The sequence below is a fragment of the Psychrobacter sp. 1U1 genome (assembly GCF_051847535.1).
Lineage (GTDB): Bacteria > Pseudomonadota > Gammaproteobacteria > Pseudomonadales > Moraxellaceae > Psychrobacter > Psychrobacter saeujeotis.
In genome coordinates this window covers 280,685-306,481 of the sequence record NZ_JBPYDD010000004.1, presented here as the reverse complement: position 1 = coordinate 306,481, position 25,797 = coordinate 280,685, and the positions used below count along the sequence as shown (strand labels likewise).

At 41.5% G+C, this 25,797-nt stretch carries 27 protein-coding genes and 1 tRNA gene; 16 read left to right on the top strand and 12 right to left on the bottom strand.

Annotation, left to right across the window (positions count from 1 at the left end):
• Positions 1–74 precede the first annotated feature (74 nt).
• Positions 75–887 (bottom strand): M48 family metallopeptidase, encoded by an 813-nt coding sequence (locus tag ACS8FB_RS08005; RefSeq protein ID WP_439261965.1) that lies wholly within the window; start codon positions 885–887, stop codon positions 75–77.
• Positions 888–1,311: 424 nt separating this feature from the next.
• Between ACS8FB_RS08005 and ACS8FB_RS08000 the strand changes: the two genes are divergently transcribed.
• Together ACS8FB_RS08000 and ACS8FB_RS07995 are read left to right on the top strand one after the other, a co-directional pair.
• Positions 1,312–1,386: transfer RNA gene (locus tag ACS8FB_RS08000), tRNA-Gly, on the top strand.
• Positions 1,387–1,672: 286 nt separating this feature from the next.
• Complete coding sequence (locus ACS8FB_RS07995) at positions 1,673–2,464, top strand: glucose 1-dehydrogenase (protein WP_439261964.1); 792 nt, start codon at positions 1,673–1,675, stop codon at positions 2,462–2,464.
• A 143-nt stretch (positions 2,465–2,607) separates the two neighbouring features.
• On the opposite strand, the gene ACS8FB_RS07990 is transcribed toward ACS8FB_RS07995, so the two are convergent.
• The 5 genes from ACS8FB_RS07990 to ACS8FB_RS07970 all read right to left on the bottom strand — a co-directional run bounded on the left by ACS8FB_RS07990 (position 2,608) and on the right by ACS8FB_RS07970 (position 7,836).
• A complete protein-coding gene (locus ACS8FB_RS07990) occupies positions 2,608–3,864 on the bottom strand; it encodes an amidohydrolase family protein (RefSeq protein WP_439261962.1) in 1,257 nt (418 codons plus the stop codon).
• Positions 3,865–4,091: 227 nt separating this feature from the next.
• Entirely contained in the window at positions 4,092–4,895 is an 804-nt protein-coding gene (locus ACS8FB_RS07985; RefSeq protein WP_439261960.1) for an SDR family NAD(P)-dependent oxidoreductase, read from the bottom strand.
• Positions 4,895–6,034, bottom strand: a complete 1,140-nt coding sequence (locus tag ACS8FB_RS07980) for an MBL fold metallo-hydrolase (RefSeq protein ID WP_439261958.1) — start codon at positions 6,032–6,034, stop codon at positions 4,895–4,897. Before ACS8FB_RS07980 ends, ACS8FB_RS07985 begins: the two co-directional genes overlap by 1 nt.
• Before the next feature lie 121 nt (positions 6,035–6,155).
• Positions 6,156–7,061, bottom strand: a complete 906-nt coding sequence (locus tag ACS8FB_RS07975) for a LysR family transcriptional regulator (protein ID WP_439261957.1) — start codon at positions 7,059–7,061, stop codon at positions 6,156–6,158.
• Positions 7,062–7,227: 166 nt separating this feature from the next.
• Positions 7,228–7,836, bottom strand: a complete 609-nt coding sequence (locus tag ACS8FB_RS07970; RefSeq protein WP_439261955.1) for a YceI family protein — start codon at positions 7,834–7,836, stop codon at positions 7,228–7,230.
• Positions 7,837–8,368: 532 nt separating this feature from the next.
• Between ACS8FB_RS07970 and ACS8FB_RS07965 the strand changes: the two genes are divergently transcribed.
• From ACS8FB_RS07965 to ACS8FB_RS07955, 3 genes are all read left to right on the top strand, one after another.
• The gene (locus ACS8FB_RS07965; RefSeq protein ID WP_439261953.1) at positions 8,369–8,773 is read left to right on the top strand and encodes a DoxX family protein; all 405 of its coding nucleotides are present in this window, start codon (positions 8,369–8,371) and stop codon (positions 8,771–8,773) included.
• Between the two features lie 70 nt (positions 8,774–8,843).
• Positions 8,844–9,398, top strand: a complete 555-nt coding sequence (locus tag ACS8FB_RS07960) for an NADPH-dependent FMN reductase (RefSeq protein WP_439261951.1) — start codon at positions 8,844–8,846, stop codon at positions 9,396–9,398.
• Entirely contained in the window at positions 9,361–10,158 is a 798-nt protein-coding gene (locus ACS8FB_RS07955; protein WP_439261949.1) for a YoaK family protein, read from the top strand. The genes ACS8FB_RS07960 and ACS8FB_RS07955 overlap by 38 nt, the downstream gene beginning before the upstream one ends.
• Positions 10,159–10,364: 206 nt before the next feature.
• Here ACS8FB_RS07955 and ACS8FB_RS07950 read toward each other — a convergent pair whose 3' ends face one another.
• Positions 10,365–10,700, bottom strand: a complete 336-nt coding sequence (locus ACS8FB_RS07950) for a GNAT family N-acetyltransferase (RefSeq protein ID WP_439261948.1) — start codon at positions 10,698–10,700, stop codon at positions 10,365–10,367.
• 281 nt (positions 10,701–10,981) lie between these two features.
• On the opposite strand from ACS8FB_RS07950, the gene ACS8FB_RS07945 reads away from it, so the two are divergent.
• The 3 genes from ACS8FB_RS07945 (at position 10,982) to ACS8FB_RS07935 (ending at position 13,657) form a co-directional block, all read left to right on the top strand.
• Complete coding sequence (locus tag ACS8FB_RS07945; protein WP_439261946.1) at positions 10,982–11,695, top strand: pirin family protein; 714 nt, start codon at positions 10,982–10,984, stop codon at positions 11,693–11,695.
• 205 nt (positions 11,696–11,900) lie between these two features.
• Positions 11,901–12,839, top strand: a complete 939-nt coding sequence (locus ACS8FB_RS07940; RefSeq protein WP_439261944.1) for a pirin family protein — start codon at positions 11,901–11,903, stop codon at positions 12,837–12,839.
• Between the two features lie 206 nt (positions 12,840–13,045).
• Positions 13,046–13,657 (top strand): nitroreductase family protein, encoded by a 612-nt coding sequence (locus ACS8FB_RS07935; RefSeq protein ID WP_439261942.1) that lies wholly within the window; start codon positions 13,046–13,048, stop codon positions 13,655–13,657.
• Positions 13,658–13,809: 152 nt separating this feature from the next.
• On the opposite strand, the gene ACS8FB_RS07930 is transcribed toward ACS8FB_RS07935, so the two are convergent.
• From ACS8FB_RS07930 to nadR, 3 genes are all read right to left on the bottom strand, one after another.
• Entirely contained in the window at positions 13,810–14,256 is a 447-nt protein-coding gene (locus ACS8FB_RS07930) for an Mpo1 family 2-hydroxy fatty acid dioxygenase (protein WP_439261940.1), read from the bottom strand.
• A 172-nt stretch (positions 14,257–14,428) separates the two neighbouring features.
• Entirely contained in the window at positions 14,429–15,172 is a 744-nt protein-coding gene (gene pnuC / locus ACS8FB_RS07925) for a nicotinamide riboside transporter PnuC (RefSeq protein ID WP_439261939.1), read from the bottom strand.
• Between the two features lie 107 nt (positions 15,173–15,279).
• The gene (gene nadR / locus ACS8FB_RS07920; RefSeq protein ID WP_439261937.1) at positions 15,280–16,335 is read right to left on the bottom strand and encodes a multifunctional transcriptional regulator/nicotinamide-nucleotide adenylyltransferase/ribosylnicotinamide kinase NadR; all 1,056 of its coding nucleotides are present in this window, start codon (positions 16,333–16,335) and stop codon (positions 15,280–15,282) included.
• A 605-nt stretch (positions 16,336–16,940) separates the two neighbouring features.
• Between nadR and ACS8FB_RS07915 the strand changes: the two genes are divergently transcribed.
• From ACS8FB_RS07915 to ACS8FB_RS07900, 4 genes are all read left to right on the top strand, one after another.
• Positions 16,941–17,153 carry a PspC domain-containing protein gene (locus tag ACS8FB_RS07915; RefSeq protein WP_299217695.1) on the top strand — a complete coding sequence of 71 codons (213 nt, stop codon included), beginning with the start codon at positions 16,941–16,943 and terminating at the stop codon, positions 17,151–17,153.
• A gap of 421 nt (positions 17,154–17,574) precedes the next feature.
• Positions 17,575–18,570 (top strand): glycine--tRNA ligase subunit alpha, encoded by a 996-nt coding sequence (gene glyQ, locus ACS8FB_RS07910; protein ID WP_439262144.1) that lies wholly within the window; start codon positions 17,575–17,577, stop codon positions 18,568–18,570.
• Positions 18,571–18,579: 9 nt separating this feature from the next.
• A complete protein-coding gene (glyS, locus tag ACS8FB_RS07905) occupies positions 18,580–20,673 on the top strand; it encodes a glycine--tRNA ligase subunit beta (RefSeq protein ID WP_439261935.1) in 2,094 nt (697 codons plus the stop codon).
• A gap of 270 nt (positions 20,674–20,943) precedes the next feature.
• A complete protein-coding gene (locus ACS8FB_RS07900; protein ID WP_439262142.1) occupies positions 20,944–21,198 on the top strand; it encodes a hypothetical protein in 255 nt (84 codons plus the stop codon).
• A gap of 16 nt (positions 21,199–21,214) precedes the next feature.
• On the opposite strand, the gene ACS8FB_RS07895 is transcribed toward ACS8FB_RS07900, so the two are convergent.
• Together ACS8FB_RS07895 and ACS8FB_RS07890 are read right to left on the bottom strand one after the other, a co-directional pair.
• Positions 21,215–21,673 (bottom strand): cell division protein ZapA, encoded by a 459-nt coding sequence (locus tag ACS8FB_RS07895; protein WP_439261933.1) that lies wholly within the window; start codon positions 21,671–21,673, stop codon positions 21,215–21,217.
• A gap of 107 nt (positions 21,674–21,780) precedes the next feature.
• Positions 21,781–22,221 (bottom strand): hypothetical protein, encoded by a 441-nt coding sequence (locus ACS8FB_RS07890; protein WP_439261932.1) that lies wholly within the window; start codon positions 22,219–22,221, stop codon positions 21,781–21,783.
• A gap of 212 nt (positions 22,222–22,433) precedes the next feature.
• Between ACS8FB_RS07890 and ACS8FB_RS07885 the strand changes: the two genes are divergently transcribed.
• The 4 genes from ACS8FB_RS07885 to ACS8FB_RS07870 all read left to right on the top strand — a co-directional run bounded on the left by ACS8FB_RS07885 (position 22,434) and on the right by ACS8FB_RS07870 (position 25,777).
• Positions 22,434–23,087: a UPF0149 family protein gene (locus ACS8FB_RS07885; RefSeq protein ID WP_439261930.1), complete on the top strand. Its 654-nt coding sequence runs from the start codon at positions 22,434–22,436 to the stop codon at positions 23,085–23,087.
• Positions 23,088–23,171: 84 nt separating this feature from the next.
• Positions 23,172–23,654, top strand: coding sequence for a nucleoside deaminase (locus ACS8FB_RS07880; protein WP_439261929.1), 483 nt, complete (start codon positions 23,172–23,174; stop codon positions 23,652–23,654).
• 31 nt (positions 23,655–23,685) lie between these two features.
• Positions 23,686–24,921, top strand: coding sequence for an acetylornithine deacetylase (gene argE, locus ACS8FB_RS07875; protein WP_439261927.1), 1,236 nt, complete (start codon positions 23,686–23,688; stop codon positions 24,919–24,921).
• 124 nt (positions 24,922–25,045) lie between these two features.
• Positions 25,046–25,777: a LysE family translocator gene (locus ACS8FB_RS07870; RefSeq protein WP_439261925.1), complete on the top strand. Its 732-nt coding sequence runs from the start codon at positions 25,046–25,048 to the stop codon at positions 25,775–25,777.
• Positions 25,778–25,797 lie beyond the last annotated feature (20 nt).

Genomic DNA, 25,797 nt, shown 5'->3' with positions numbered 1-25,797 from the left:
AACGACAGCAGTAAAAAAGCAGAGTGCAAACCATGGTTTGTACTCTGCTTTATACCCCATCCAAAAATACACAATTAACGACGTGTTCTTTGGTAGAGTGGCATGACTTTGGGCATCAATGATTGCAATTGTGCAATGCGATTGCTACTGGTTGGGTGAGTGCTCAAAAATTGCGGTGGCTCGCCTTGGCTGGCACGTTGCATTTTTTGCCATAAGGTAATCGCAGCTTGTGGGTTGTAGCCTGCGCGTGCCATTAGCTCTAAACCGATTTGATCAGCTTCTGCTTCTTGAGTGCGGCTATGCGGACGACTCAGACCGAGATCACCAGCGACGTTTGCAAGCTCGGCCTGTCCTTGCGATAGACCAAAGATGCTCGCGGCGACACCGATGCCTGTTTGAGTTGCATACTCACGTGAAAGGCGCTCGCGAGAATGCTCACGAAGTGCATGAGACATCTCATGACCCATAATTGCAGCGATCTCATCATCAGTTAAATTCAGGCGATCGATAATACCTGAATAGAACATGATTTTACCGCCTGGCATAACAAAGGCGTTAAGCTGATCAGACTTTATCGTATGTACTTCCCATTGCCATTTAGCAGCGTCTGGACGATATGTACCAACTTGACCAATTAAACGATTAGAGATGTTTTTTAGGCGATTCAGTTGTGCCTTGTTAGTGTCGAGCAGACCGCGCTTGCGAGCTTCTTGTAGGTTTTTATTATAACTCTGAGCTGATAGCTGTTGTACCTGTTCACTAGAAACCAATAAGAACTGTTGACGATCAACACCAACGGCACCGCTATTGGTTGTGCTCGTACAACCTGTTAAAGTGAGTGCCGACAACGAAGCTGCCATCACTGTGGTGGTAAGCATTTTTCTCATAATAAATATCCTCATTATAAATAGTAAAAAGTTGATCAAAGCTAATCTAGTAAATAAACAGACTATTATTTAAATTTTCATATTGTTTGTCAGCTTACCTACGCTACCAATAAATTTTACCCGAACTTTTGTTAAACATAAGTATAATAATGTTAATAATGAAAAACAAAGGTGGAAAAAGTAACAAAATAAAGTATCCCTGTAACTAAGGCGATGACGGATAGTCTTATTATTTTTTATTGTGAGTTAATGAAAACTTTTGCTACATCAATAGGTTATATGGATGCTTAACGTTGTCTAGTACTGGATTTAATAATATTACTCATAAACTTTAAAAAAGATATTGACACGCTCAGGATTTTTGCTAAAATAGCCAGCCTATCGAGACGTAGTCGTTATTAATAACGGTATGGTTTGATATTTAGCGGGATTAGCTCAGTGGTAGAGCATAACCTTGCCAAGGTTGGGGTCGAGAGTTCGAATCTCTTATCCCGCTCCAAATATGGCTCTTTAAGAGCACTAAAGCCTCACTTTATAGTGAGGCTTTTTTTATGTGTAAAATTTTTATTATTTAGTTTTTTGATTTTTTTATCTTATAGTTCCAAATTTATATCATTTATCTAAACAAAATTAACTTATAGATAATCGTTACAAAAGACGGTCAATCTGTCACATTAAGTCAAATTAATAGGCGCATACTTATTACTGTCATTCGAACAAGAGTGACAATCAAATCATAGATAACCATCTAACAATTATATAAATAATAATTATAAGGGATAAGTATGCAGAAATTTCAACATAAAGCATTTAATGAACTATTTGATTTGTCAGGTAAAGTGGCTATCGTCACAGGCGGCGCAAATGGTATTGGTAAAGCAACCGCAATGCGCTTAGCAGAGGCGGGCGCTAATATCGCTATTGCTGATCTAAAGTTAGAAGATGCTAAAGCTGCTATTAAAGATATTGAAGCACTAGGGGTCAAAGGTTTAGCGGTCGAGTGCAATATCCTAAAAGATGATGATTTAGTCGCTATGGTTGATCAAGTAGTGACAGAGTTTGGAGCGGTTAACATCTTAATCAATAACGCTGGCGGTGGCGGCGGTGGTAAAGAAGATCCTACTAAAATCTCAGTAGATGATATCCGCCGCGACTTTGAGCTAAACGTTTTTAGTGGCTGGCGTCTGTGTCAGTTGTGCGTGCCATACATGAAAGAGTCAGGTTATGGTTCCATTGTGTTTACCACTTCCATGTCGAGTGTGAATAAAAGCCCAAATATGAGTGGTTATGCAGGATCAAAAGCCGCTGTCAATCATATGGTGGCAAACTTGGCACATGATTTTGGCCCTGAAGTACGTATTAACGCAGTTGGTCCTGGCGCGACGCGCACGGCTGCGTTAGAGAGTGTATTGACACCTGAGATTGAGAAGAAAATGCTCGCAAATACGCCTATTAAACGCCTAGGTGAAGCCGATGATATCGCCGGTGCTATATTGTATTTTGCTGCGCCTATATCGACTTGGGTCAGTGGTCAAACTATCTTTGTAAATGGTGGTGGTGTACAAACCTTGGATTAAGATTTGCGCGATTACTGCAAAATCAAAGTATTAAAATAAAAGCATCATCTGACTTTTGACTAGATGATGCTTTTTTTATTCTAACGTTGATACATTATAGTAGAGATTTAAGTATTTCCATCAGTACAAAGACTTAAGGATGTTTATTCAAAGCAAATATAAGCCGCTTCATTGCAAAAAGTCTGCTTGCCATTTTTAAAACCCGCGAGCGCTTGTGCATTGGTGCGGATCGCTTCTACGGCACTCTTGGCTTCTAATACGATGAGCGTTGCCGGCGCACCAACGATGATATCGCTCTTAACCGCTAATAATTTAGCAGCATTTTTGGTAATCATATCAAAGGTATCGGTAAGCTCATCATCCGTAGATAGTTGTGCAATATTGGCATACATGTTAGCCATTCTAATTAATGACGCATCACCATAAGGCGTAAAGGCGTTCAAAATATTATTGCTAGAGATTGTTGTATTAAGTCCCAACGCTGCAAATTGATTCGCATTGACTGTGCCTCTAGGTATCAGGGCTTCATAGTTGCTACCGTTGATATAGATATCAGTAGCTGGTAGTACAATCAAGGTGATGTCTGCTTGTTTGAGCAATCCTGCCATCTCACCGCGCTTCATTTTATCCATAGCTGACAGTTTGGTAACGTGACCGATAGAGACGCGGCCTTGATAGCCACGCTTAATAGTCTCTTCTACTACTTTTGGAATGCTTGAACCTTGTGGATCTAAATCAAAATCTAAATGAAAGTCGACATTGACATCAAACTGCTCAGCCAAATCAAATATCATCTCGATGTGCTGGTCTGGATTGTCATCTTTATACGGACAACCTCCAATTAGATTAGCGCCTTGCTCAAGCGCCTGTTGCAACAGCTCATGAGTTTTGGGTTTAGTGGTTAGGCCCGACTGAGCAAACGCGCAGATTTCAATATCGATAGCAAAAGCGTACCTATCTTGCGCTCTTTTTATCGCCTCAAAGCTACGTAATTCTGTCTTCTCATCAGTCTCTACAAAGGTACGTAGACTTACTGTGCCTTTTTTTATTGCCATCTCAATGACTTTTGAGGCACGCTCAAACACATCGGTTTCAGTAAAGTGTTCTTTGGCTTTACCTGTCTCTTCAACCGCTTCCTTAAGTGTGCCTTCTTGTACGCTACACCGATCTAAAATGCAGGCTTTATCAAGATGAATGTGACTCTCAAAAAACCCTGAGCACACAAAGCTGCCTTTAGCATCGTAAACGTTTTTGGAAGTTTTAGACTTTTTGTCCGATTCGTTATCAGTGATATAGTCTTCTACAACGTCTATATTAGCAATATGTCCATCTTTTATGTGAATATCGACAGGGTACTGATAATCCATTAGTCTGGCATTTTTTATTGTTAAATCCGTCATTGTTATTATCCTATTTTAGGTAGTATGCGCTTATTATACTTTGCAAGACTGTTTTGATGATTAGATAGAGTAGAGTATCGAAAAAACATCTACCATCCGTTACTGTCTTAGTTCGGTGGGAATTATGTAGATGCGATAGTGAAAGGTGTTATTAGCCATAAAAAAGCCAAGCAATATGCTTGGCTTATATCTACAAGTTGATGAGCAAATTACGTCTTCATAGCAAATTACTTTTTCATAGACAATGCCACGGTCTTATTACCTATCCAATTCACCCATTTCACTGGGAAGAAGCGCAGCTGTAATCTTATTAAGTTTGCCATTACACCTGGTACGACTAGGAGTTCTCGGTTTTCCACACCTTTTAACATGGATTTAACCGCTCTCTCAATCTTTAGCTCACCTGCTAGCTTTTTCATACCGACGCCAGCTTGCGACATGACGCCGACTTCAGATTGCGTCAGTGGTGTATCTATCGGTGGCGGCGCAAAAACGGTGATATCGATACCCAATGGCTTCCACTCAAAGCTTATCGACTGCATCATGCCCCAAATGGCAAACTTCGACGCGCTATAAGAGCTGTAGCCATAACTACCAGTGAAGGATGACATGGAAGCGGTAACCATGACTTGCTTGCCACGTGATAAAAACGGACGCACGGCAGCCAGTACGTTGCGCGTACCAAATAGATTGATATTCATCACTCGCTCAAACTGCTCTTGGCTCATATCATCAAAAGTCCAAGGCCCTGTAATCCCAACAAAATGCATTAAAATGTCTGGCGATAAGCTTTCGGCAGCCGTAGCGATTTGCTGAGTGGTCATATCCGCATCGGTCACATCCAACTGATAGGTTGCAATTGAAGCGTCATTTTTATTCATAGCTTGCAAGCTTGATAGCACCTCATCAAGAGGTTGTACGTCAAACAATACTAAGTTGGAATCTTGCTTGATGAGCTGTCTAGCAGTCTCAAGACCAATACCAGAGGCTGCGCCAGTGATATAAACCGTCTTATTGGTAAAATAACTCATTAGGCACTTTCCTTTTGCAATGCGCTATTTTTCGGGGCACTTGTTTGTGCTGAGCGACTTTCTGCCGATTTTTTCTGTAAGCTGCCAAACTTTGCTTCACCGATAAGATGGCTGACTTTATGACCGGGAATCAGCCAATAAGGAGTCGCTTCGCTGCTTGAAGCGCAGTTAGGAAAGTCAGAATTTTTAGAGGGACCGGCGATGGTTTTTTCGACGACCATTGAGATATATTGCTCATTACTACCTTCTAACGTATTGCCGTTTAGGATCACCTCCATGCCTGTTTCTTTAGCATAACGATGGATGGCATTCACTTTTGAGTTCATAGGCGCATAAGCATCAGCGCCGACGCCATTTTCTGAGGTGACTCTTATCCCATCTGGTACGCGCGCGACTAGTGAATGGTTGCCCTCGGTATGGCCTGGAGTATGCACCAGTGCTAAGCCTGTGCCTAATTGGATGCTACCAGTAAATTTAATAACTTTATCAGGGTCGACGCCTTCGATGCCATTGGGGCAATACCAATCCGCTTGTACTGGTAGCAAAGCAGTGGTGCTTAGCCATTCTTGTTCATGAACTAAAATCTTGGCATTAGGGAAGTAGGCGGTTTGATCTTTGGTACCAAGCCAACGACGTATATCTTGGGTATGTAGATGATCGTAGCTGATGTAATCGACATCTTCTGGAGCTAAACCGACTTCGGCTAATGCGCCAGTCACATCACGGATAATAGGTGCAACCACGCTTTCAAGCGGCGACCAGTTGGGCATCTTGTCCGTTAAGCGCTTGAAAAATGGCGTTTCGCGATCCGCTTCGATATCAGAAGGAGAGAACAGCAAGGTTTTTAATTCGCCTAAAAAGTCATGATACTGAATGATAAAAATGCGGTTTAGGATATGAAGGTAGGGAAATTTATAAGTGCTTTGCGTATAGACACCGCTGTAGGCGTACCACGTTGGGTAGGGCACTCTAACCATGTCGGCGCTTTGATAAAATTGAACAGGTGGCTCATCCATAAAGCGTTCTCTGAATGCGCTTGCCTGCTTGCGAGCTGCGTTTAAACGCTCTTGTGGTAGTGGACTTTGGCGTATGTTATCAAAGTCATTAATCGCTTTCATGCCTAGTGCTTGCAAATCCATAATGCATCTCCTTATGATTGATGGATATCTTGACACAATACTAGCAACATTGTTTTGGGGTTTATAGCGACTTTAGAAAACTGTTGAGTCTTATTAAATTAGGCTTGCTTGTGTTTTTTTATTAGAAGTCATCCCAGTAAGGGTTGTCACCAAAACGCTCTGCAATAAAATCGATCAAATAGCGACAGCGCTGTGATAGGAAGCGATTCTTAGGGTAAACCGCATAGGCATTGAGCGTGGGCAATTGATATTGCTCAAGAATAGGGACTAGCTCACCTTTGGCCAATCTTTGGTAAGCAATAAAAGTTGGTATAAAAGTAATACCATGATTTTTCACTGCCAAATCTACTAAGAACTCACCATTAGTCGCTTTGATTTTTGCGTTTATTGTATGGTTATGCTTTTTTCCTTGTGCATCAGTCAGCTGTAGGTTGCTTGTTTTACTAAGGCCATACTGCAAAAACTCATGTTCTTTTAAGTCTTCGAGCGTTTCAGGCGTTCCCATCTTTTCTAAATACTCAGGGCTGGCACAGAGCGCATAACGAATCAGCGCTAAACGTTTTGCCTGATAGCTAGAGTCTTGCAGCTCTCTAATACGAATGGCTAACTCAAAACCCTCTTCAATTAAGTCAACATGTCGATCAGAAAAATCCAAATCAAAGCTTAAATTGGGATGTTGATTGGCGTACTCATCGATCACATCATTTAAATGCATAAGCCCAAATGACAGGGGCGCTGTCATTTTGAGCGTGCCTTCAATGCGTGTAGGTGCACCACTGGTCTGCTCATTAAGTGCGTCAACTTCACTGAGGATATTGTTCGCCTGTCGATAATAATGCTCACCAGCCTCGGTCAAGTTAGACTGCCGTGTGGTCCGACTTATCAACTGGTTGCCCAAGCGAGACTCTAAATCTTTTAGTCGCCTACTTACAGCCGACTTAGCAACATCCAATTGCTCAGCGGCTTTAGTAATACTACCGGCTTCGACAATGCGTACAAACATTGCCATATCTTCTAGCTGTCCCATTTTAGCTGTCCTATTGTTATCTTAACTTATCGCTTTATAAGGGAGATTGTCTGCATAAAACTCCCATGAACACTTTTATAAAATAAAAAAAGCCGGGTTAAAAAACCCAGCTTCATTGTAGTACAGATTGTCTTAAGTGGACGAGCCATTATTGTTTAAGGTCTGCTTACTTTAAATCTGCTTGTTTACTGCCTTCTACCTGAATGACCAATTTGACATCTTTCATCATACCGCCGTCTGTATAGGTATCGATACCCCATTTGGTTCTGTCGATAGTGGTTTCAAAATCACCACCACAAGCTTCAGCATTTAATAGAGGGCTGTCGTAGCAGTTAAATTTAGTGGCTGTTAAAGTCACAGGATGAGTCTCATCAAGTAAGGTTAAGTCACCTTTCACTGATTTGACTTCATCGCCATCAAATACCCAATCAGTAGATTTAAAATAAGCGGTTGGGTATTTTTCTACATTGAAAAAATCATCAGATTTTAGATGCCCATCAAAAGCTTTGAGCCCGGTACTTAAACTGCCCATGGGGATTGTAATGCCGATAAAACCTTTTTGCTCTTCAGGTGCGTACTCAAGAGTACCCGATAGATTATGAAAGCCACCAGCATTGGTCGTGGTACCGAAGTGATCTACATAGAAGCGTACTGCGGTATGTTTGGGATCAAGCTCGTAAGTCGCTGCATGACCTAATGTGCTAAGCATACCAAGCGCACTAATGGCTGCAAAAGTCATGGCACGATTCGCTTGTTTGATAGATTTTAAAGTCATTATAAATAATCCTTTTTAGATAAGTAAATTAATTACATTTAAGTTTGTACGTATAGGTAAGTAAGGGGTTTAGTAAATATAGTATTTCCTTTGGTCGTCAGCATAAAACTGATTGAATCCGAAACTATATTATTAATTACTGCTTATACATAGAAGTAATAAGTTTAGCAAAGAACTACTTTATTTAAAGCCAAACACTATCAAGAGATGTGTAATTCCGTTATTTTTTTGTACTTTTTATAGAGTCTTTAATACTTCCATAACTAAACTCTGCTATACAAGTGAATAGGTTTTAACCACCTTACATAGGACGTTTTTCGTAAATGATTCACTTATAAAAGTTCTTTTGTGAGCAATAAGTTGATAAATGTCTAGTTATTGTTCTGATAAAAAGAACATATATTTGAGATTATTGCTGTTTATCTAAGTATAGTCAATGTCTACAATGAGTGCATTAAAGAACTGAATCAACAATACTTAAATATATTTATTTTCATAAATATTTTAATTTACACTTTTATGGAGAGTGGCAATGGATAAATTACAAGACATAAGCGCCCCTATCGGTCGTCTGTTTTTATCAATGATTTTTATTTTTTCAGGGTTTAGTAAGATTACAGGTTATGCGGCGACAGCAGGCTATATGGAATCGGTGGGCGTACCAGGTATCTTGCTACCATTAGTGATTGCACTTGAGTTATTGGGCGGTATCGCTATCTTGATTGGCTTTAAAGCACGTCTAATATCGTTGCTGTTTGTCGGTTTCAACATCGTTTCTGCACTTCTTTTCCATCAATTTTGGAATGATGAATCACAGATGAACCCATTTATGAAAAACATCGCGATGGCGGGTGGTTTTTTAATGATATTTGCTCATGGTTCAGGCGCTTACTCAGTCGATAAAGACCCTGCACCAAGAAGAACAACGTTACACTAATAAAAATTATAAGTAACGGTTTATTAAATATTACTAAAACAATTAATGTTACGGTACGAAGGAGATCATTATGAGCGCATCGACAAATGTAGCCCTTATTATTGGCAGCTTGCGAGAGGCGTCGATTAACCGTAAGTTTGCAGAATTTATAGTGTCGCAGTTACCTGACAACGTCACAGCGACAGAAGTGCATATCGCAGACTTGCCTCTTTATAATCAAGATTATGATGACCAAGCGATTGATAGTTACGAACGCGTTCGTCAGCAGTTAAAGAGTGCTGAAGCAGTACTAATCGTCACACCAGAGCATAACCGTACCATGCCTGCTGCTTTAAAAAACGTCATCGACATCGCCTCTCGTCCTTATAAAGAGAGTGTGTGGGAAGGCAAAAAAGTAGCAGTAGTGACAGCATCACCAGGCACTTATGGGGGTAGAGTTAGCGGTCTCGATGTACGCAAAAGCATGCAGATGCTATCGGCTCAAATGATGATTAGCCCTGAAGTATACCTAGGCCATGCGACTGATAGCCTAAATGAAGATGGTAGTGTCAGTGAGCGCACGCAAAAATTCCTGCAAAAGTTTGTGGATGAGTTTGTCGTGTTTGCTGGAAATACTGGTGCATAACAGCGCCTCTCACGATACTGAGTCTAACGATACTTCAACTAAGAATAATAAGGGCGGCGCTCGAAATAATAATTCGCCAAGCTTTTGGCAACGTTATCAAGCGCCAGTGTTACTCACAGTCGTTGGCGGTGCCATTGATACCATTGGCTTTATAACGTTATTTGGGTTTTTTACCGCTCATGTGACTGGTAACTTAGTATTGGCAGGTAGCGGTCTGGTAAAAGGCGAAGATGGACTATGGATTAAGCTTGCATCTGTACCGCTGTTTATTTTGACGGTGGTAGTAACGAAGATATATATAGATAAAAGTAAAAAACAGCAGCTGATATTAAGTCATTTATTATTCGCTGAAGCGGTATTTTTGACCGCATTTATGATTGCAGGCTTGTCTTTTCAACCTTTTATCGATGCAGGCGCTATTACCGTTGCCATAACTGGAGGTTTGGGTTTAACTGCGTTGGCGATTCGTAATACTGCTAGCAAAACAGTTATCAAGCACATGAGCCCAACGGTACTAATGACAGGCAATACGACGCAGTTAGGGATAGGTCTATCAGACTACTTATCCAATAGAACGTCTGAGAATGCCAAAAAGTTAGGGCATAGCTCAGCACTGGTCATAAGCTTTGTGATAGGCGCGCTGTTAGGCGCTGTACTATACGTCAAATTAAGCTATTGGGCTGTTGGTTTGTTTGTGCTGCCTGTACTCTATTTGTCATTTTTGGCCAGAGACAAAGACTTTTTACAAAATATTGGTTAAGAGCTTTTTGTGTTGTTAAGTCGCTCTGTTAATTTATTATTTGTTAAAGTAGGGCTATTCAATTACGACAGTCTAATCTTCAATGAGTAAACCATCAAAGGTAAAGATTTTTGAAAAAGGTTAAATAGTTTATCGTTAAATCAAAAACGCCACGCTTTTTAGCATGGCGTTTTTTTGTCTTTAAAATCTGATGTTCAAAATGTGAGTTACGGCGTAGCGTTATGAAAGACAGAGTTGTCTTGATACTCAGGATGCTTGTCGATGTAGGATTTGACGTAAGGACAAGTCGGTTTAACTCTTAAACCCTTTGCCGCTGCATCATCTAAGATGTATTTCACTAAGTAACCGGCGATACCCTGACCACCAAGCGCTTCTGGCACTTCAGTATGTTTATACTCGATGCCTTTTTCACCCTGACTGGTAGTAAAAAACTCGTAGTCCTCTAATGCAATTTGATCATCAATATGGATCTCAAAACGTTTTTGTTCAGTATTGTCAATGACCTCATAATCTAGAGGCTGTTTGTTTGATTCATTAGACATGTTTAGCTTTCCTTATTAGTTAATATTATGTGTTTAACGTTTTATAAATTTAACGCAATTTAGTTAACATTAATAATATTAACAGCTTATGCTGATTGTTCTGTTATGAATATATTACTCTATTTAGGTTTTTATATTGTTCTTGAAATAAGAATAGTTATTTGCTATTTACCTTGTTTATCTCTCAACCAACAACAATTATAATAGCTCCATTGTTTAGACAAGTTCGTTAATTATAAATTTTCAGACATGTTTAACTACTCAATAAATAAGGATAAATTATGAAAACTATCTATCATGCAGCAGATTCTCGTGGTGATGCAAACCATGGCTGGCTCAAAAGCAAGCACACCTTTAGCTTTGCAAACTACCACAATCCAGAACGTATGGGCTTTGGCGCACTACGCGTAATCAACGATGACCATGTGAGCGCAGGTCAAGGTTTTGGTAAGCATTCGCACCGTGATATGGAAATCATTAGTATTCCATTATCGGGTAAGCTTGGTCATGGCGATAATATTGGTAACAACGGCATCATCGAAACGGGTGAAATCCAAGTCATGTCAGCCGGTACTGGTATCACGCATAGTGAGATGAATGGCGACAATGAAGAAGATGTAAAGTTTCTACAGATCTGGGTCATTCCAAACAAAATGAATGTAGAGCCTCGTTATCAGCAAGTACGCATGGACGATATCATGCAGCATAATGAGTTCACCCAAGTACTGTCACCTAATCCTGACGATGCTGGCGTGTGGATTCATCAAAATGCTTGGTTCAGCATGGGCGATTTTGATAAAGGCGTCACTCAGACCTATCAGCTAAACGATGCCAATAACGGTGTTTATATATTGGTTCTTGAAGGTAAGGTCACTGTAAACGGTCACACTTTGGATACTCGTGATGGCCTTGGTGTTTGGGATACTAAGAACTTCACAATGGATGTAGAAGAAGACGCTAAAGTACTACTAATGGAAGTACCGATGAGTTTATAAGCCACTTTGAGCTTATAAGATACGTCTTTTTAAATGATAATATTTAGAAGATGTTAAGATTATAAAATACGATAATTAAAAGTAGCGTGGTGAGATATTTATAACATCTATGTTTTAGCGTTACTTTTATTTTTACATACCGTATGTCAGGCCGTATCATTTTCATTACATTGACTGTCACATAATAGATAATAAGAGGTGAACCATGAGTATCGAAACCCTAGAACCGCGTTTGGCAGATGTTGGCGGTATTCCAATTGCCCGTCTTTTACCAAATAAAGGCAAAGAGCCTATTGGTGCTTGGTGCTTTTTGGATCATGCAGGCCCTGCCGAATTCGATGAAGATGACTCAGGCATGCAAGTCGGCCGTCATCCGCATACTAATCTGCAAACTTTTAGCTGGATGTTAAGTGGCGAAGTATTGCATAAAGACAGCTTGGGTAACGAGCAAGTTATTACCAAAAACCAAGTCAATGTCATGACTGCAGGGACAGGCCTTAATCGCGGTATCAGCCATACTGAGCAAAGTGTCTTTCCAGATACGGGCGGCTCACCAGATGCGGCACGTGCGCTAAGCATGGTGCAACTATGGATCGCACTACCAACCGACCAAGAGATTGAGCCTGGCTTCCACCATTATCCAGAGCTACCAACGTGGACGGAAGATAGCGTTGAGATGATTCTGACGACCGGTAGCTATAACAGTATCACAGGGGAGCGCTATGAGGCGCCTACGATACAGTATTCAAAAATGGTCGGTATCGATGCATATTTCATTGAAGATGGTGAAGTCACGCTGAACCTAGAGCCAGGTTTTGAATATGGTATCTTAGTCACAGAAGGGGAGATTGAGTCTGAAGGCAAAGTCTGTCCGCAAGATCAGCTACTACGCTTCCACGATAGCGATGTCGCTAACAATGAGAGCATCAAGCTGGTCGCTAAAAAGGGTACTCGTGTGATGTTTATCGGCGGTGAGCCTTTGAATAATCAAGTACTACTATGGTGGAACTTCGTCGCTGATAATAAAGAAGAGATTGAGCAATCAATTATTGACTGGAACAATGGTCATGAGCGCTTTGGCGATGTTGATTCTGATATGAAGCGGTTGGTAGCGCCAGAATTACCTGAAGGCTTTAAAGGCTAATTTGATAACAAAGACGATTTGTTAAATTATCTTTTTAAAGAAGATTCATAATTAAGTTTTTTTACAAAAAGGAAATAAGGATTTAATCCAGTTTTCTTTATAATAAATGAAATTAATCTAGTGGATGGTTATCAGATATGACTTTTTAATCATACTCATCTAGCGTTTATTTTAATCAATACACATTAATAATTTGGAGAAAATCTATGTCAGACCTAAAAGATCTACAACAATTGGCTGAAAAACGTCGTTCTATCTATGCACTAAGCAATAAGCTGCCAGTGTCTAGTGATGAGGTCATTAAACTGGTTGAGCATGCTATTTTGCACACGCCATCAGCGTTTAACTCACAATCAACGCGTATCGTTGTATTATTCGGTGACGATCATCAAAAGCTGTGGGATATCACTGAAGAGACCTTGAAGGTTATAGTTGGCGATGATGAGAAGTTCCAAGGTACGAAAGATAAAATCGCAGGCTTTAAAGCAGGCGCCGGTACGATATTGTTCTTTGAAGACAAAGGCGTGGTCAGAAACATGCAAGAAGCAGCGCCTTTATATGCGGACAAATTCCCAATTTGGGCACACCAAACCAACGCCATGCATCAGTATGTGATTTGGACGGCATTGGCAAGTATCGATGTTGGCGCAAACTTGCAACATTATAATCCAGTAATTGACCAGCAAGTTGCCGATACTTGGAATATCGCTGATGACTGGGAGTTGAATGCACAAATGGTGTTTGGTGCGATCGAGCAGCCAGCTGGCGACAAAGAGTTTAAGCCAGTAGAAGAGCGTATGAAAGTATTTGGTAAATAATACCAAAGCTCAGTAATATAAAAGATGAAGAGCTAAAAAAAGCGCCATCCAGTTAAGGGGTGGCGCTTTTTTAGGTATAAAAATTATCAATACGTAAGTTATGGCTACATAGCGCGCTAAACATAAAGCGTTGCGCTGTTAAACGGTGGTTATTAGCTGTTTTTGCCACCCATAAGGCTGTTGGCCACCCAAGCAGGGCCAATCAATAAAAACTGTAAGTCTTCAAAAAACGATGGTTTTTTGCCTTCAATTTTATGACCGATAAACTGTCCAATCCAAGCGACAATAAAAATACCTGCCCAAATCTTAAATCCCCATGGCAGCAAGCTCATCACTGACAGACAAATAAGAATGAAAATTCCCATCGCCATAAATAGTGGCGTAGAGAGTTGCATATAAAATAGTAATACCAAAGCACTAAGTACCAGAGTAAACCAGACTGAGAGCGACATTCCCATCCCTAAAAGGCTGACAAAGATAGTCGGGACGCAAAGCCAATGAATTTTCTTATTGACTAAGTTTTGGTGGCTGACAGAGTACTCACTGAGCCATTGTTCGAGTGTACGTTTGGACATACCTGTACGATTGATACGCGACATACTAACCTCCTTGTTAGTGTTTGAGTGCTTACGAGTAGTTAAGTCATTACTGAACCATCAGTTTTAACACTATCTAAGACAATCTACCATATTATTAGCTAGACCATGCAGTCATAAGGCCTTGTTTTGGTAGCGTTATTCGCCATTTAACTATCTAATATTCTTATTAACTTTAAACTTCTACTGCATCTTGCTCGCTACGATGCCATTCGTACAAGCCGATAAAGGCATTGACTTGATAAACCATGGTTTGAATAGCAAAAATATAGTTGCCAGACATCAAGTTTACGATTAACCAAACGAAGTTGACGATAATCCACAGCCACCAGTTAAACGAATAGCGCAGAACCATAGCAGCCTGTGCGGTAATAGACAGTACAAAGGCTAAGACGTTGATCCAAAAAAAAGAAATAACGCCCAAAAACTTACTATTATCATCTTCTACAACAGCATAACCATAGCTTGCTAGTATGTCGTTGACTGTCGGAAATAGTGCTAAACCAATGACAATAAAGGTGGCGGTGATAAGCCAAACCCATTTACTGGCTGATTTAGGTACCATGTCCCCATCGAGGTCGGTGTGCTTGGACCAATAAAACAATCCATAAACATGGGTAAAAAAGTTAAATAATGGCGCAAGCATCAAGCCCACTGCACCAGACGTTGCTTGTACGACCACCTCACCAGCGGTCGCCGCCATACCAAGACCGTTACCCATGACGTTTTTGCGAAATGACAGCGACACCACACAGATCAAGCCGACAAAAGAGACTCCCAAATAAAACATGTCAAGGGTTGTGTGTTCTGTAGTGAGCCAAAAGCCTGTAGATAGTGCAACCACACCGCAAATGAACCAGATAACAATCCATTGCATGGACCATTTTCCAGTAATGTTATCTAATAGCTGAATGCGCATAACTTGTTTTCCTAAAAATATATCAGGGAGGTACTGACAAAAATGATATTATTATAAATGTGGTATTCGTGAATCTCCGAAACTTCGGATTATGGTGAAACTTTAAACTATGATTTTGGTATGTTTTTACCATAAATATACTGATCGATAAATCGTAACGCTTGCTGATAGCGAGCGTCGTAGTCAGGTTCATCGATCAAATATGGTGCTATATCATGCCGTGCAAATATATCGATAAGACGCTGCTCAAAACGTCCACGTGCATTAGGGTCTCCCAATGAGCGCATGCCATCGTCAACCCATGGTGTGTTGTTATCTAGCATGATCGTATGGTCTAAGCGAAACTCGTCAATACTGGCAGTGACAAATGGGTGAGTACGACCTTCATACTCTTCACAAAATGCTTGTGTGGTCACAAAATCTGTATCAACAATAGTAACAGGGGCGGTTGCTACAGCAGTAGCATCTCGAATGGCCTGTGCATGATCAAGCGCAATAGGCCCATAATCACTGTATTGTAGACCAATTTCACTACCGCCTAAGTCCGTCCCTACGTACAAGCGTCCCATCTCTAACGCAAAACTCGCCCCATAATAGTTAGCAAGCTTATGGACTAAAGTGGTCTTCCCTGAGCTTTCACCGCCAACGATAGCGACCGTCTTTGTGTAATCACCGCGTGCTTGTGGATGAATCGCTGACCAATGGGCGATGGGATCACAAGCGATAGCATAAGAGTCAAATTCAGGCTGAAGTGGGGTAGTGACCACTGTCATCAGTAATTGCTCATGAATGTCGCTCTGCGCCAATGGATGATTATCCGCGACGAATAAAACCGCTTCTGCGGGTAAGTTGAGCGCAGCGATTAAACGTTGCAGTCTAGCATTGCTGGCTGGGACATCAATCTTGATATCATCAAAGCTATCATGAAGTGGTAGCTCAATCTCATGAGTGGTGTGAATGTGGATAAACGGCAGATCTGCACAAGCCATCTGGAGCCAGCGGGCTTTATCTTGTAGCGTAATAGTGAAGTCTGGATGCGGTGACGGGTGAGCGGTAATGATGATGTGTAACGATTTTGCTTGTCCTGCAGCGTCTAAAATACTACGCATTTGCCCTAAGTGTAGCGGTTCAAAGTGTCCAATCATCAAGCCGTTATCGTACATATTGTTCCCTAAGTTGTTCTCTAAAAGTGACTTATCAAATGTTTTATTGCTCAAATTTTTATCTGTTATTTATTATGGATTATATGACACAAAGCATTACTTAGCACAGACTATATAAAGCTTTTCGCTCTGATGCAGGTACCTTATTGTAAACTACTGCTTGGTTTTTGTGAGTCTATTTCAATACGTCACTATATCAAACGATAAAATTATCCATTATTGACTAACCATACTTTTATATCAAAAGTAACAGAGCAAACTACCAGTAGAATAAGAGAAAGATAAGCGTAACAAAGTTTATTCTGAAACATTTTGAAATACCTATTTAAAATCAGGTAGTTAGAGGTGGTCATCGATATATTAGGGTAAGTTTAAGTAGCATAAATTCACAAAGCATACCTATATGAATAACAGATGGTAAGTAAATCATTGCTATAATTATCTCAAGTCAAAAAATAACAAATGCGCAAACAAACACTATTAGAATTTTTACTGAAAGTTGAGTTAATAACGGTTTGGTTTTCTAATAGTTGTTCAAAGCATGATTTTCACGCATTTTATAATAATAACGCTAATTGAAAGTAAAAAAAGAAGAGGTATGGATTTTGGGTAAATTAGCAAAATTACATCGTTCACAAAATAGCCGTATGATCGCTGGTGTGATGGGAGGTATTGCAGAGTATGTAGGTTGGTCACCAACTTGGGTACGCCTTTTATTTGTAATAATCTCTACGTTGAGTGCAGCAGTACCTGGCATATTAATTTACGTTATCTTATGGATCGTTATGCCTAAAGCCTCAAATCAGTCTTATCAGTAATATAATTTATAGTCAGTTGTACAGCATTATCAAACTTAATAAACGAATAATAATAACAGTAACATGCTACAAAGGTTGCTTATAAAGTGCACAAGCCTTAAGCATAAATCAATAGCAGCCATACAGCTTTCCTCCTGCCCAGATGTTAATTCATCTGGGTATTTTTTTGTTGTCTGGTTTTACGCTACTTGATGATCATGACGTTTATGAATGTCTAGATACCATTTTATTATTCGATATGACTTACTAGCAAGATAAATTTAGTTGCGGTAAATATGGATAAAATATCCGTTTTTTAGTAAGGTGAGCAGGCAAATAGATATGTAGCCAAATGCGCTACACGAACAGTTAGCATAGATGTTTGTTACGTTCGGTCTAACCTTCTTAATTCCATAGTGATTTTCTTATGAATTCTCAACCGATGACTTTTCAAGATTTAATCTTAACCTTACAGAATTATTGGGCTGACAAAGGCTGTGTGGTCTTGCAACCTTATGATATGGAAGTTGGCGCGGGTACCTTTCATACGGCGACTTTTTTGCGCTCACTTGGTCCTGAGTGTTGGAACGCCGCTTATGTGCAGCCATCACGTCGTCCAACTGATGGCCGTTACGGCGATAACCCCAACCGTCTACAGCATTACTATCAGTTTCAAGTAGTGCTAAAACCCAACCCGCCCAATATCCAAGAGTTATATTTAGACTCATTAAGAGCCATTGGTATTGATCCTTTAGTGCATGATGTGCGTTTCGTTGAGGATAATTGGGAATCACCTACGCTTGGCGCTTGGGGGCTTGGTTGGGAGATTTGGCTCAACGGTATGGAGGTGACGCAGTTCACTTATTTTCAGCAAGTCGGCGGTATTGAATGCTTCCCAGTCACAGGCGAGATTACTTATGGTCTTGAACGCTTGGCGATGTATGTACAAGGCGTCGATAGTGTTTATGACTTGGTTTGGACAGATGGTGAGTTTGGCCGTGTCACCTATGGCGATGTCTTTCATCAAAACGAAGTTGAACAATCAACCTATAACTTTGAGCACGCTGATGTGCCAAAGATGGGTGAGTTTTTTGATTTTTATGAAGCGCAAGCGGATAAATTGGTTGCCGAAGGCTTGCCATTACCAGCGTATGAGATGGTGCTAAAAGCCTCACATGCTTTCAATTTGCTCGATGCACGCGGTGCTATTTCGGTTACTGAACGTCAGCGCTTCATTTTACGTGTGCGAACGCTAGCGCGTAAAGTGGCTCTTAGTTATGTCGAAGCGCGTGCCAAGCTTGGTTTTCCATTGGCAGATGACGATCACCGTCAAGCGGCGCTTGATAAGTATTTGCCAAAAGAAGAGCCTGAGACGGCAGCTGAAATAGCGGACAAAAACCAGTCTAACGACAATCATCAAACGACTAATAATAAATAGGAGCATCCCATGAGTACGATATTATTTGAATTGGGGTGTGAAGAGCTGCCTCCAAAAAGCCTAAAACCACTACGTGATGCCATGCAAGCCAGTGTCATCGAACAATTAAACGAATTTAATATTAGTTTTGATAGTATTAAAGCTTTTGCTGCACCGCGTCGTTTGGCACTTCAGATTCAAGGGATCAGCGATAAGCAGCCAGACCGCATGGAACAAAAGCGTGGCCCTGCGATTAAAGCGGCATTTGACGCTGATGGTAACCCGACGCGCGCAGCAATGGGCTTTGCCAAAGGCTTAGGCATCGATGCCAGCGAGCTTGTCACTATCAACACCGACAAAGGCGATTATGTTGGCTACGAGCAGACCATTCATGGTCAGGCAACGACTGAGTTACTGCCTACTATTTTTCAGGCAGCGCTAGATAATTTGCCAATTGCCAAACGCATGCGTACAGGTGCAAGTCGTGATGAGTTCGTGCGTCCAGTACAGTGGACAGTATTAATGCAAGATGATGCTGTCATTGATGCGACGATTCAGGGACATCAGACCAGCAATCAAACCCGCGGTCACCGCTTCCACAGTCCTGACTATCATAATATTGCTCACGCCAATGATTATGAGGAGCTCCTTACTGACCTAAAAGTTGTGGCCGATTTTGATAAGCGTCAAACAATGATCAAAAACCAAGTCAAAGCATTGGCGGATGAAGTCAATGCTGATGCGATCGTGCCGCAAGACTTGCTTGATGAAGTGACGGCGTTGGTCGATTACCCTATTGCATTACGTGCAAGCTTTGAGCCGCGCTTTTTGCAAGTGCCACAAGAAGCGCTAATCTCCACCATGCAAGCGGATCAAAAGTACTTTTGCTTGACTGATAAAGCAGGTAAGTTGCAACCGTACTTTATTTTTATTACTAATATCGAGTCAAAAGACCCCAATCAAATCATCGAGGGTAATGAGAAAGTGGTGCGACCACGTCTGGCTGATGCCGAGTTTTTCTTCTTACAAGATCAAAAGCAGCCATTGTTTGCACTAACTGAAAGCCTCAAAACCCGTGTGTTTCAAGACAAGCTGGGTACGATTTGGGAAAAGTCTGAGCGTATTGCTAAGCTTGCTGCCTTTATTGCTACCTTGATGCAACAGCAAGATCGTGATATTAGTGTTGATGAAACAGTACGCGCGGCTATGTTGTCCAAGGCGGACTTGGCAAGCTCGCTTGTTGGTGAGTATCCTGAATTGCAAGGTATCGCTGGTACTTATTATGCGCGTTTAAATGATGAGCCAGAAGCCGTCGCTACAAGCCTGCAAGAGCAGTATTTGCCTAAATTTAGCGGCGATATATTACCGCAGACGCAGATTGGTATCTGCTTAGCGCTAGCTGATCGCTTAGATACGCTCGTCGGTATCTTTGCAATCGATCAAGCGCCAACTGGTTCAAAAGATCCGTTTAGCCTGCGTCGCTCTGCTATTGGTATCTTGCGGATTTTAATTGAAAAACAGCTACCGATTAATTTGGTAGCATTGGTTGAGCAAGCGATCAAAGGCTACAGCACAAGCGATGGCAGCAAAATCACTAAGATGGGTGATACTTTCACCCAAGTGATGGCGTTCTTAAATTCGCGTTATCGAGCGATGTATACAGAGCAAGGAGTGAGCGTCGATACCATCCAAGCAGTACAAGCGATTAATCCGCATATGCCACTAGATTTTGATCAGCGTATTCGCGCAGTACAAGCGTTTAGCGAGTTGCCTCAAGCTTCGATGTTAGCCGACTCTAACAAACGGGTGGCTAATATTTTAGCCAAGTCAGAAATAACCGTTGCTGACAATGTCGATGAAGCATTACTGAGCGAAGCGGCCGAACAGAATCTGTATCAAGCTGTTCAGCAAGCACAAGAGGCTGTAGAACCGCTACTTGAGCAAGCTGATTATACGCAAATATTGCAAACGCTCGCCAGCTTAGATGGGCCATTGACGCAGTTCTTTGATAACGTGATGGTCAATAGTGACGATGCAGCGCTTAAAAACAACCGCTTAGCCTTGCTCAAACAAGTACGAGCCTTGTTCTTAACCGTGGCTGACATCAGCGAGCTACAACTATAACCTTATGGTTTAAGCTCGCTTAAATTGTTTTTGCAAAGTAGTGCACTAATAATAAAAAACTGACCCTAATGAGTCAGTTTTTTATTCTCTTTAAAAAGCGTTTTTAAAAAGTGCTAAGCGCTTGGTAACAATTAATATGACAGTAAACAAACAGAGCAAAGATTGTGCTTACAGTACACTTCATACCGTACCTATAGTATATAAATTATCTATCTAAGGAGCATGACCGTGGCTGCTGCTATTATTATAATCATTCTTATTTGGGTCTCAATGTGGGGGTTTTATAAGTTCATGTACCCACGAGCACCCAAAAGTATGATGCCAAAAGAAGGGGATGTGACCACACCGCGCAATTGCGATTTTTGTGGGCACAGCTTGGCTGAATATCGCGGCGTCCTCGAAAGCCAGCCTAATTTGGCCACAGATAGCGATGGGCATACTGTAGCCAATAAAGAACTATTTTTTTGTAATTATGAGCATCAAGCAGACTTTCATGCTGGTAAGCATTATCAGCCAGAAGGGTAGTCTGTCATTTATGAGCTTACAAAATAGACTGTGCATCTTTCATAATTTTGCTAAGCAGTGCTTCAGCTTGTTTAGATGCTTGAGCAGTCTCGTCATCTGATTTTTTATGAGCATGAATTTTTTCATAAAGGTTCAAGCAGCATAGTACGAGTAAGTTTTCTTGACTTAAGTTCGGCGCATCTTTTTTGATATTGAGCAAAAAGTCATTGATATAATATACTGCTGAGCGTAGCTCCGCTTCTTCATTTGCAGGGCAATAAATTTGATAGGTCACACCAGCGATGACAATGTCTACTTTTTTCATTTCTGGTTCCAAAGTCGCAGGTTTTGCGCTTGTATTAGAGGCAGAGCTCCTAGAAGCTGAGTTGTTAGAAGTCAAGTTTGCATTGTCAGCGCGCTGTTTTGATGCTTCATTTTGGTTTTGCTGAGATTGCAGTTTGTCTTTTTGAGTGGCGTTGCTATTGTTATCAGTCATAGAGAATCCTACAAGTTAACGTCGTTAAAATAGTATCATTAGCCCAGACATCATTAATACATGATGCACCGCAGCATTATTAAATTAAAGTATATAAAAAACTATGCTTAGCCTTCCATTTGATCAATACGCGTCAATCGTTTTAGTACGACTTGCGTACGTTCAGCGGCGAGCTGATTTTTTTCTTGTAAGTCATGATTTTGCTTTTTGATATCGCTATTTTGTTGTTTGAGTTCATTGTTGTGCTGTTGTAGCTCATTATTCTTATGCTGCAAATCATTTATCTGTTTATGCAGTTGGTCTTGTTCTTCGCCAATCATATGATGTGCTTCAGCGAGGCTTTGATAGCGTTTATCCAGATCGCCCAACTGTTTTTTGGCATTATCGTTTTCAGATTTAAAGCTGTTTAGCTGGGTTTTAAGCGCTGCTAGTTCTTTTGGGTCGCTATTTGGCTTTTGTTTGAGGCTGCTAAGTTCGCTACTGACGAGCTGATACTGCTTTTTTATATCGAGTATCATTTTTTCTAAGTTTTTGAGTTGATCGTACATAGTCAGTTATTATCCTTAACAAGTAATGTGTGGAGGAATTTTCTTCGTTACGTTTAATAATGCCATAGGTGACCGCATAATATCTATATCAACAAAGTAATTGCACGTATTGTGCTCCATTTTTTGCTTTTATTGGCTGTAATCTTATAAATAGTATGAAATTACAGCTATTTTAAATGAATAAGTACCGACTAATTGATAGGACGATAGTTATGAATGACAACATCTCAGGCTGGAATACTTGGTCAAATACCATTGAAGATTGGACTGATGTTAGCATTAGTGAGCTACATGGTTTGATGACAGGCTTGATGACAGCATGCAATGCTCCTAGTGAGCAAGAATGGGCGACTGTCCTTGCAGAGCTAAGTTTTGCACCATTGCCAGACGCGGCGCTAACCTTATTGGCAGAGGAGGGCGAAGATACAGTATTTCAGCTAAAAGACAAAGACGATGCCTATGCATATATGCCACTTGTCCCTGATGACGAACATAGCTTATACGAACGTGTCATTGCTTTGAAACAGTGGGCGAATGGTTTTATGACAGGGTTTGGGGTTACTGATTGTGGTCTGACTGCTGAAGAAAATGAGATGCTTTCAGATTTGGCCAAAATTGGGGCTATCCGCCTTGAAGAAGATGAAGAATATGAGGGCGGTGAAGAGTCTTACCTTTATATTTATGAGTTTGCGCGTATGATACCTGTAAGCTTTGCCACCCGTAAGCGTAAACCTGTCAAAGATATCGCCCTGATTTCTGGACTGGCCATTGATGCTAAAACGACCAAAGAGTTACAAGCAGAAGGTAAGCTGCCGAAACCGATGCCACCAGTGATAGATATCATGAATCAAAACAATCCGTCATAATTGAATCGTTATAATAAGCAGTGTGATAGGAGTGCTGGTTGACAGTAAGCTTATAAGCTATAAGCGATTAAAAAGGAGACTGTGATGATAACGGACAAAGACATGCAACATCTGCGTCGCTGCGTTGAGCTTGCCGCCGAAGCTTTGGAAGCGGGCGATGAGCCATTCGGTAGCGTATTAGTGGATAGCGAGGGTCATGTATTACATGAAGATCGTAACCGTGCCAATACGGTTGATGCGACTTATCACCCTGAGATTGCTGTCGCCAAATGGGCGGCTCAAAACATGGACCCTGATGCGCGTGCAAAAGCAGTGGTCTATACCTCAGGCGAGCACTGTGCTATGTGTTCTGCTGCGCATGCTTGGGCAGGATTGGGGCGTATTGTTTACGTTAGCTCATCGAAACAGTTGGGCGAATGGATGGAGGAGATGGGCATTAAATCTTCTTCTCCTATCAATACCTTGTCGATTCAGGAAGTGGCTCCGAACATACCAGTAGAGGGCCCAGTTACAGATTTAGACAACAAGGTAAAAGAGTTACACCGGCGCTCAATCCAGAAAGACTAATGTTTGTTTTATATCGTAATGAGGATGTTCTATGGCTATGAGTAGTAGTAACGATGATGATAATCAAACCTTGTCTCATGTGACGTATCCTGCGCAAAGTATCGATTGGCTAGAGCGTCTGATAGGCTTTGATACGGTCAGTCGCCATTCCAATTTAGCGTTGATCGAAGATGTACAAGCCTATTGTGAGCAATTGGGCTTATCGGTGGATTTGACTTTTAATGAGGCTAAAAATAAAGCCAATTTATTTGTCACCGTCCCAGCAGGAGCCAACGCTGATGAGGTGAACCGTGGCCTTGTGTTGTCTGGTCATACGGATGTAGTGCCAGTTGATGGACAAGAGTGGGCATCGGAGCCATTCACCGCGACCATTCGTGGTGACAAGCTATATGGGCGCGGTGCTTGTGACATGAAAGGCTTTATTGCCTGTAGCTTAACGGTGCTACCTAAAGCAGTAGAATTATCTAAAGCGGGTAAGCTGAGCCGTCCGCTGCATCTGGCACTATCCTTTGATGAAGAGGTGGGCTGTTTGGGTGCGCCGCTGATTTTAGCGGATATTGAGGCGCGCGGTATCACTCCTGATTATTGTATCGTCGGTGAGCCAACCAATATGACGGTGGTTGTGGCACATAAAGGCATTGCTGTTTATCGCTGCCGCGTCCATGGCAAGTCTGTGCATTCATCATTGACCAAACAGGGCGTCAATGCCATCAGCTATGCCAGTCGTCTAATCGGCTATGTCGATGAGTTGGCGGAAGAGATTAGCCAGCGTGATGACAACGATGACATGTTTGATGTGCCTTTTTCAACCATGTCAGTGGGTACAATAAAAGGCGGCACAGCGACCAATATCGTACCCAATCTGTGCGAGTTCACCTTTGACTATCGTAATCTACCGCATATGACGCAAGAGAATATTGTAGCGCCCATCCAAGCTAAAATTGCCGAGCTAAACGCGCAGATGCAAGCGCGGTCTCCTGAAACCGGTATCGAGCTGATACAGGAAGAGGGCGTACCCGCAATGAACGATAATAATAATGATGAGCTACAAACGCTGATAGCGGCATTAACGGGCGATAATGAGCGCCATAAAGTGGCTTATGCCACCGAAGGCGGGCAGTTTACCAATTCTGGCATTCCGACCATTATTTGTGGCCCCGGCAGCATTGAGCAGGCGCATAAAGCCGATGAGTTCGTGGCATTGAGTGAGATTGCGCGCTGTGATGAGTTTTTACAAAAATTGCTTAAGAGCTGTGCGGTTAGTTAAGGCAGTAAGCAGTTCTTTTTTGTTATGAAGTAGCATAAAATATACCGTCTTTATGGCGGTATTTATTTTTTGCGTCTTTTGCGTTTATGCCATTTATTTTAAATAAAAGAGTAGGGGTTGGTTGATGTCTTGGCATCTGTTTGCGGTATTTTTTGCAAGTACGTTTTTTATTTCAGCGACCCCTGGTCCCAATATGTTATTAGCGTTCCAGTATGGGATGAACTATGGAGTCAAGCGGACAATCTGGACGCTGGCGGGGTTAAGCCTTGGTTTGTTTATACTGCTATTATCGACATTGCTTGGATTGGATGTCATCAGTCGCCAGTCCCCTTGGTTGCTTACGGTTATTAAAGCAGTCGGCGCAGCATATCTTATCTATTTGGGTATCAGCTCGTGGCGCGATGCTAGTGAAGGCAGCTTAATGAGTGATGCTTGTGAGATAGGTGAAGAGGTGGTAGCTGACTATCCCACTACTATGCAACCTATGGCTGATATGCCCAGACCACGCTCGCTATCTAGTGCAGCAGTTAAGATGTCTCCGAGCAACACAACCTTATTTCGTACTGGTATTTGGGTATCACTGTCTAACCCAAAAGCCATCTTGTTCTTTGCTGCGCTCTTTCCTAAGTTCATTAATTTTAGTGCGCCATTGTGGCCACAATATGTGGTATTGACTATAGGATTGTTTTTGAGTGAGACAATTTGGCAAATCGTTTATACCCTAGGTGGTACAAAGCTTGCAAGCTGGCTCGATGTTGGCAACCGTTTGGGATGGCTCAATCGTGGTTGCGGGGTTATATTTATATTAATTGCAGCGGCGCTATTGGCTGAAGTGTTGAATAGCTTTATTGCTTAAAATAAGCCGTTTGTTATTTA

Coding starts and splice junctions, on each gene's coding strand:
- nadR (WP_439261937.1), bottom strand. CDS start 16,335: ATGTACGATAACGGCTTGATGATTGGACACTTTGAACCGCTACACTTA.
- ACS8FB_RS07995 (WP_439261964.1), top strand. CDS start 1,673: ATGCAGAAATTTCAACATAAAGCATTTAATGAACTATTTGATTTGTCA.
- glyQ (WP_439262144.1), top strand. CDS start 17,575: ATGACTTTTCAAGATTTAATCTTAACCTTACAGAATTATTGGGCTGAC.
- ACS8FB_RS07950 (WP_439261948.1), bottom strand. CDS start 10,700: ATGTCTAATGAATCAAACAAACAGCCTCTAGATTATGAGGTCATTGAC.
- ACS8FB_RS07900 (WP_439262142.1), top strand. CDS start 20,944: ATGTGGGGGTTTTATAAGTTCATGTACCCACGAGCACCCAAAAGTATG.
- ACS8FB_RS07965 (WP_439261953.1), top strand. CDS start 8,369: ATGGATAAATTACAAGACATAAGCGCCCCTATCGGTCGTCTGTTTTTA.
- ACS8FB_RS07880 (WP_439261929.1), top strand. CDS start 23,172: ATGATAACGGACAAAGACATGCAACATCTGCGTCGCTGCGTTGAGCTT.
- ACS8FB_RS07985 (WP_439261960.1), bottom strand. CDS start 4,895: ATGAGTTATTTTACCAATAAGACGGTTTATATCACTGGCGCAGCCTCT.
- ACS8FB_RS08005 (WP_439261965.1), bottom strand. CDS start 887: ATGAGAAAAATGCTTACCACCACAGTGATGGCAGCTTCGTTGTCGGCA.
- glyS (WP_439261935.1), top strand. CDS start 18,580: ATGAGTACGATATTATTTGAATTGGGGTGTGAAGAGCTGCCTCCAAAA.
- ACS8FB_RS07930 (WP_439261940.1), bottom strand. CDS start 14,256: ATGTCGCGTATCAATCGTACAGGTATGTCCAAACGTACACTCGAACAA.
- ACS8FB_RS07870 (WP_439261925.1), top strand. CDS start 25,046: ATGTCTTGGCATCTGTTTGCGGTATTTTTTGCAAGTACGTTTTTTATT.
- ACS8FB_RS07890 (WP_439261932.1), bottom strand. CDS start 22,221: ATGTACGATCAACTCAAAAACTTAGAAAAAATGATACTCGATATAAAA.
- ACS8FB_RS07990 (WP_439261962.1), bottom strand. CDS start 3,864: ATGACGGATTTAACAATAAAAAATGCCAGACTAATGGATTATCAGTAC.
- ACS8FB_RS07970 (WP_439261955.1), bottom strand. CDS start 7,836: ATGACTTTAAAATCTATCAAACAAGCGAATCGTGCCATGACTTTTGCA.
- ACS8FB_RS07940 (WP_439261944.1), top strand. CDS start 11,901: ATGAGTATCGAAACCCTAGAACCGCGTTTGGCAGATGTTGGCGGTATT.
- ACS8FB_RS07980 (WP_439261958.1), bottom strand. CDS start 6,034: ATGGATTTGCAAGCACTAGGCATGAAAGCGATTAATGACTTTGATAAC.
- pnuC (WP_439261939.1), bottom strand. CDS start 15,172: ATGCGCATTCAGCTATTAGATAACATTACTGGAAAATGGTCCATGCAA.
- ACS8FB_RS07975 (WP_439261957.1), bottom strand. CDS start 7,061: ATGGGACAGCTAGAAGATATGGCAATGTTTGTACGCATTGTCGAAGCC.
- ACS8FB_RS07945 (WP_439261946.1), top strand. CDS start 10,982: ATGAAAACTATCTATCATGCAGCAGATTCTCGTGGTGATGCAAACCAT.
- ACS8FB_RS07885 (WP_439261930.1), top strand. CDS start 22,434: ATGAATGACAACATCTCAGGCTGGAATACTTGGTCAAATACCATTGAA.
- ACS8FB_RS07955 (WP_439261949.1), top strand. CDS start 9,361: ATGAGTTTGTCGTGTTTGCTGGAAATACTGGTGCATAACAGCGCCTCT.
- ACS8FB_RS07960 (WP_439261951.1), top strand. CDS start 8,844: ATGAGCGCATCGACAAATGTAGCCCTTATTATTGGCAGCTTGCGAGAG.
- argE (WP_439261927.1), top strand. CDS start 23,686: ATGGCTATGAGTAGTAGTAACGATGATGATAATCAAACCTTGTCTCAT.
- ACS8FB_RS07895 (WP_439261933.1), bottom strand. CDS start 21,673: ATGACTGATAACAATAGCAACGCCACTCAAAAAGACAAACTGCAATCT.
- ACS8FB_RS07935 (WP_439261942.1), top strand. CDS start 13,046: ATGTCAGACCTAAAAGATCTACAACAATTGGCTGAAAAACGTCGTTCT.